This window comes from Archangium sp., from assembly GCF_036389735.1.
Taxonomy (GTDB): domain Bacteria; phylum Myxococcota; class Myxococcia; order Myxococcales; family Myxococcaceae; genus Archangium.
On the sequence record NZ_DASVWK010000664.1, the window covers coordinates 1 to 5518 of the forward strand.

General features: G+C 63.1%; 5 protein-coding genes. 3 read left to right on the forward strand and 2 right to left on the reverse strand.

All coding sequences use genetic code 11. The features are described 5' to 3' along the window. Nucleotides 1–21: 21 nt before the first annotated feature. Complete coding sequence (locus VF794_RS23305) at nt 22–861, reverse strand: hypothetical protein (RefSeq protein WP_331113963.1); 840 nt, start codon at nt 859–861, stop codon at nt 22–24. A 121-nt stretch (nt 862–982) separates the two neighbouring features. Between VF794_RS23305 and VF794_RS23310 the strand changes: the two genes are divergently transcribed. Continuing rightward, entirely contained in the window at nt 983–2677 is a 1695-nt protein-coding gene (locus tag VF794_RS23310; protein WP_331113965.1) for a class I SAM-dependent DNA methyltransferase, read from the forward strand. On the opposite strand, the gene VF794_RS23315 is transcribed toward VF794_RS23310, so the two are convergent. After that, nucleotides 2625–3796 (reverse strand): IS3 family transposase gene (locus tag VF794_RS23315; protein WP_331113967.1). Its coding sequence is split into 2 segments (ribosomal slippage): nt 2625–3541 and nt 3541–3796, totalling 1173 coding nucleotides; the frame shifts between segments, so codons are not numbered across the junction. The two genes, VF794_RS23310 and VF794_RS23315, sit on opposite strands and share 53 nt — an antisense overlap. Before the next feature lie 66 nt (nt 3797–3862). Between VF794_RS23315 and VF794_RS23320 the strand changes: the two genes are divergently transcribed. After that, complete coding sequence (locus tag VF794_RS23320; protein ID WP_331113969.1) at nt 3863–4654, forward strand: hypothetical protein; 792 nt, start codon at nt 3863–3865, stop codon at nt 4652–4654. Beyond that, nucleotides 4647–5518, forward strand: an 872-nt coding sequence (locus VF794_RS23325) for a restriction endonuclease subunit S (RefSeq protein ID WP_331113971.1), incomplete at its 3' end; no start/stop codon positions are given. The genes VF794_RS23320 and VF794_RS23325, both read left to right, overlap by 8 nt.

Below are 5518 nucleotides of genomic sequence, written 5' to 3' on the forward strand. Positions count from 1 at the left end.
ATAGGAGGAGGTCAGGCGCACTCACCGCTGGATGGACTGGGGCTCGCGCCTTCGGGAGCGGGCCGAGACCGGCAGGTAGCACTTGCCCTTGTACTCGGCCTGAATCTCGTAGCAGGGCGGGCGCTTCTCAAGTGCCACCCAGCAGCCGCCGTTGATCTCCACCTCGCCCTGCTTCGGGATGCAGGGGGCCTTGGCCTGATCGTCGAATGGCTCGCCAGGCAGGGGATAGGCGATGGGTGTCGCTCCGCTGTTGGCGATGTCGACCGCCGCGGGCGAACGGCGCAGGGTGGCGGGCCGCATGGGCATCCGCTGCGTCACGGTGCGAGGAGTCAGGTCCCAATTCAACCCATACACCTCCATCTCCACCAGATGGACGACCAGTCGCAGGGACAGGAACATCAGGCAGCAGACCGCGACAGTGCGCCAGCGGCTGGCGCGCGTCCACCTCCAGGCGCGCCCGGCCCGGTGCCTCAGTGACTCCAGCGGCCCCATGGGCAGGCAGGTGAGGTGGGCTCTCGCCTCTTCTCCGTTTCCCAGCCGCTCGACGGCGGTGGCGAGCAGCCTCAACATCCCGCTCAACTGGGACAGGCGGCCGGAGGGCGGGGCCTTCTCCACCTCCAGCGCGAAGAAGGGAGGCAGGGCCTGGGCACGCAGGCGCAGCCGCCACTCCTCCTGCGGCTCCATCTCCACGGGGGCACTTTCGCGCGGCAGCAACACCAGCGCCGGATTGCCCGTGAGGACGTTGTAGGCCTCGTAGACACGGCCCAGTTCCTCATTGCCCGGCTCTGGCTTCCGGGAAACATAGCGCCGGATGAGTTTGAACGGCCCCAGCCACCCTTTGAAGAACCCCGTGTCCGCCATGTGCACCTCCTCGCCCAAGCACTTCTATACCGGGCCGGCGGAGGCGTGTCCTCCCCGCGCGTTTGAGTGCCACCCACGTAGGGCGCGAAGTCCCCCTCTTCAGTGGTAGGAAGGCGCCACCATGGCTCGCCTGACCCTGCCCCAACTCGAACGCCACCTCCTGGCCGCCGCCGACATCCTCCGAGGCAAGATGGATGCCTCCGAGTTCAAGGAGTACATCTTCGGGATGCTGTTCCTGAAGCGGTGCTCGGACGTCTTCGAGGCCCGCTACCAGGAACTTCTCGACAAAGAGCTGAAGAAGAGCCGCCCCCGCCCCGAGGCCGAGAAGCGCGCCAGCCATCCCAGCTTCTACTCCGAGGCCGGCACCTTCTTTGTGCCGCAGGAAGCCCGATGGAAGCACATCCTCGACAACCTCCACCACAACGTGGGCGACGGGCTCAACCAAGCGCTCGCGGCTCTGGAGCAGGAAAACGGCAGCCTCGACGGCGTGCTCACGCACATCGACTTCAACCGCAAGGTCGGCCAGTCGAAGATCTCCGACAAGAGCTTGCGCGAACTCATCAAGCACTTCTCCACTGTCCGTCTGCGCAACGAGGACTTCGAGTACCCGGATCTGCTCGGAGCCGCCTACGAGTACCTCATCCGCGACTTCGCGGACTCGGCGGGCAAGAAGGGCGGCGAGTTCTACACCCCCCGCTCCGTCGTCCGGATGATGGTGCGCATCGCCCGGCCCCAGGAGGGCCACCTCGTTTACGATCCCTGCTCGGGTTCGGGGGGCATGCTGGTTCTCGCCAAGGAGTACCTGGACGAGCACCAACTCAACTCGAGAGACCTGGGCCTCTACGGCCAGGAGTCCAACGGCGGCGTGTGGGCCATCTCCAAGATGAACATGCTGCTCCACGGCATCGCTGACGCGGACTTGCGACACGGGGACACTCTCGCCGAACCAATGCACACCGAAGGCGGAGAGTTGATGCGCTTCCACCGCGTCATCACCAACCCGCCCTTCTCGCAAAATTACTCCCAGGAGGAGTTGACGTGCCGCGAGCGCTTCCGCTTTGGATTCTGTCCTGAGGGCGGCAAGAAGGCGGACCTGATGTTCGTCCAGCACATGGTGGCTGTGTTGAAGAAGGATGGCATGGTGGTGACGGTGATGCCCCACGGCGTGCTCTTTCGCGGGGGCGCGGAGAAGGACATCCGCACCGGAATCTTGAATGATGACCTGCTCGAAGCGGTCATCGGCCTGGGGCCGAACCTCTTCTACGGAACGGGCATTCCCGCGTGCATCCTCGTGCTTCGAGCACACAAGGCGAAGCCCCCGGAGCGTGCGGGCAAGGTGCTCTTCATCAATGCCGACCGCGAGTTCTATGAGGGCCGCGCGCAGAACCACCTCTTGCCCGAGCACATTGAAAAGATCGTCAGTACCTGGGAGGCGTTCAAGGATGTGCCTGGGTTCGCCCGGGTAGCAAGCCGCGAGGAGTTGCGGGAGAACGGCGACAACCTCAACATCCGCCGCTACGCCGACAACGCGCCGCCCCCCGAACCGCATGACGTGCGGGCGCACCTCCACGGCGGCATCCCGAAGGCCGAGGTGAAGGCGAAGAAGAAGCTCTTCGAGGCGCACGGTCTAAGCACGAAACGACTGCTGAAGGAGCGTGACGAGCGCTACCTCGACTTCGTGGATGGCCTGTCGGAAAAGGCCGACTTGAAGAAGCGCCTCGAAGCGGATGTCTGGGCTTGCCCCGGTTACGTGGACAGTAGGATTAAGATGCCAACTTCTGCGGTAAGGCCGCAAGCTCAAAATCCACTGGACTGACGTAGCCCAGCGAAGAGTGCCGCCGCTGGCGGTTGTAGAAGACCTCGATGTACTCGAAGAGGGCCAGCCGGGCCTGCTCTTGCGTGGCGAAGTCGGTGGTGTAGACGAGCTCCAACTTCAAGCTGCTGAAGAAACTCTCCACCACGGCGTTGTCCCAGCAGTTGCCCTTGCGCGACATGCTGCACTGGATGCCGCGCGCAGCCAGCGCCTGCTGGTAATCGGTGCTGGCGTACTGACTGCCCCGGTCCGAGTGGTGCAGCAGCCCTCGCGGGGGTTGGCGTCCCTTGAGCGCCATGTCCAGGGCGTTGAGCACCAGGTGCCTGTCGATGTTCTGGCTCATGGACCAGCCCACCACCTTGCGCGAGAAGAGGTCCAGGACGACGGCCAGGTAGAGCCAGCCCTGCCTCGTTGCCACGTAGGTAATGTCCGTAGCCCAGGTGCTATTGGGCTGGCCGGGGGAAAAGTTGCGCTCGAGGACATTGGGGGCCACGGGCTGGTTGTGGCGTGAGTCCGTTGTCCGCACGAAGCGACGTCTCTTGCGAGCAACCATCTCGTGCTGGCGCATGAGGCGGGCCACTCGCTTGCGACTCACGCGCTGCCCGCGGGCTCGCAGCTCGGCATGCACACGCGGGCTACCGTACCTGCCGCGGCTCTCCTGGTGCACCGCCGTCACCACCTCGGCCAGGGCCCGGTCCGCCTTGTGCCGCTCGGATTCCGGGCGCTCCTTCCAGGCGTAGTAGCCCGAACGCGACACGCCCAACTGCTGGCACATGAAGTCCACCGGGAAATGGGCCTTCTCCGCCTCGATGAACTCGAATTTCACTTCGAGGTCTCCTTCGCGAAGAAGGCCGCCGCTTTTTTTAGGAAGTCACGCTCCATCTCCAGATGGCGCACCTCCTTGCGCAGCCGCACCAGCTCCTCCCGCTCGGACGTGGTGAGCGTGCCTGCCGGGTCTTTGCCCTTGTTGCCGTCGGCCTCGCTCACCCAGTTGCGCAGGGCCGACTCGGTCAGGTCCAGCTCCTTGGCCACCTGGGGCATGCTCTTGCCGCCCTCGCGTACCTGCCGGACTGCCTCGGCCTTGAACTCTGGGGTGAAACTCCGCCTCTTCCTTCGCTCCATGAACACTACCTCCCGTGTAGCCGACTTATGAGGTGTGTCCACAAAACCGGGGCAGGCTCAGTCGGCATGGCCGCCCGGGAGAAAGCGCTCGCGGAGGCCGTCGCGTCATGGTGGAAGCAGAACCACGGCGGGTTCACGAATCTGCCGAAGACGCAGGCGCTGATGCCGTTGCGCGCGCACCTGCTCGCGAGCTTCGAGCAAGAGGTTGGACCCGTGGGCTTGCTCGACCGCTTCCAGGTGACGGGCGTGATCGCCACGTGGTGGGGCGAGGCGCAGAACGACCTCAAGACGCTGGCGGCGCAGGGCTTCCGGGGGTTGGTGGAAGCGTGGACATCCAGCATCGTATCGGCGCTGGAGGACGAGAAGTCGAAGGAGAACCCGCTCGATCACGCTCTTACCAAGCACCTGTTGCCGCAGTACCTAGCTGAAATCTCGGAACTGGAGGCGAAGAAAGCCGAGCTGGAGGCGCCCCTCAAGGGGTCAAGTCCTGGAGAAGAGGAGGAGGAGACCGAAGAATTCGAAGAGCGGCTATCCGAGGAGGAACTCAAAGCCATTAGGAAGGAACTGGGTGCGCTCAAGAAGAAGCTGAAGACTCTGAAGGATGATTTCAAGATGCAGCTTGAGGCGGCGGTCACGAAGCTCGACGAGGCTTCCTCACGGGAGCTGGTGCTCGGCATCCTGCGTGGGAATCTCAACGCCATTCTGGGCCGCTATGTCGCGGAGCATCGACAGCAGGTGACAGAAACGTTCGAGGAGTGGTGGGCCAAGTACCGCGTGACGCTCAAGAGCATCGAGCAGGAGCGCGACGACTCTGCGAAGAAGCTCAGCGGTTTCCTCCGGGGGCTTGGGTATGTCTGAGCGTTCAGCGGAGTGGGGCCTTTCTCGACTGGATGCCGCTGCGGAGATTCGCGTCAGTAACGTCGACAAGAAGAGCACCGAAGGTGAGCGGCGGGTACGTTTGTGTAACTACATGGACGTCTACTCGAACGACTACCTGGGTGCCTCACAGCCCTACATGGAGGCAACGGCGTCGCCCTCTGAGATTCAGCGCTTCCACCTTAAAAGGGGGGACGTGCTCATCACCAAAGACTCAGAGACACCGGATGACATCGCCGTACCCGCGATCATCGACCAATCTGCCGATGACCTGATCTGCGGATATCACCTGGCGATTCTTCGACCCAGGAATCGGGTCGATCCAACTTGGCTTGCCAAGCAGCTTGCTCACTCCAGAGCACGTCGCTATTTCGCAACTGTCGCGACAGGGAGTACCCGCTATGGGTTGTCCAATTCCGCGATTTCCAGCTTCAAGTTCCCGCTCCCGCCCTTCCAGGAGCAGGTGCTGGCAGGGCAGATCCTGCGCACCCTGGATGAGACCATCCAGAAGTCCGAACGACTCATCGCCAAACTGAGGCAGGTGAAGCAGGGGCTGCTACATAACCTGCTCACCCGCGGCGTCGACGATAACGGCGAGCTACGCGACCCCGAACTGCACCCGGAGCAGTTCAAGAAATCTCCGCTGGGTTTGATCCCGAGGAATTGGGCTCTCTCAGCAATTGGAAAATTTGCGACTGTTCACTCAGGGAAGACGCCCCCTCGCAGGAGTGGTGGCCGCTACTACGCGCCTCATGGAATCCCTTGGGTGAAGACGCTTGACTTGAATGAGGGAAGCATCAAACAAACTGACGAGTACGTAACCGAAATGGCTTTTGCGGAAGTGGG

What these genes read in the sequence shown, in the direction of transcription:
- VF794_RS23310 (WP_331113965.1), top strand. Translation starts at nt 983, where the DNA reads ATGGCTCGCCTGACCCTGCCCCAACTCGAACGCCACCTCCTGGCCGCC.
- VF794_RS23320 (WP_331113969.1), top strand. Translation starts at nt 3,863, where the DNA reads ATGGCCGCCCGGGAGAAAGCGCTCGCGGAGGCCGTCGCGTCATGGTGG.
- VF794_RS23305 (WP_331113963.1), bottom strand. Translation starts at nt 861, where the DNA reads ATGGCGGACACGGGGTTCTTCAAAGGGTGGCTGGGGCCGTTCAAACTC.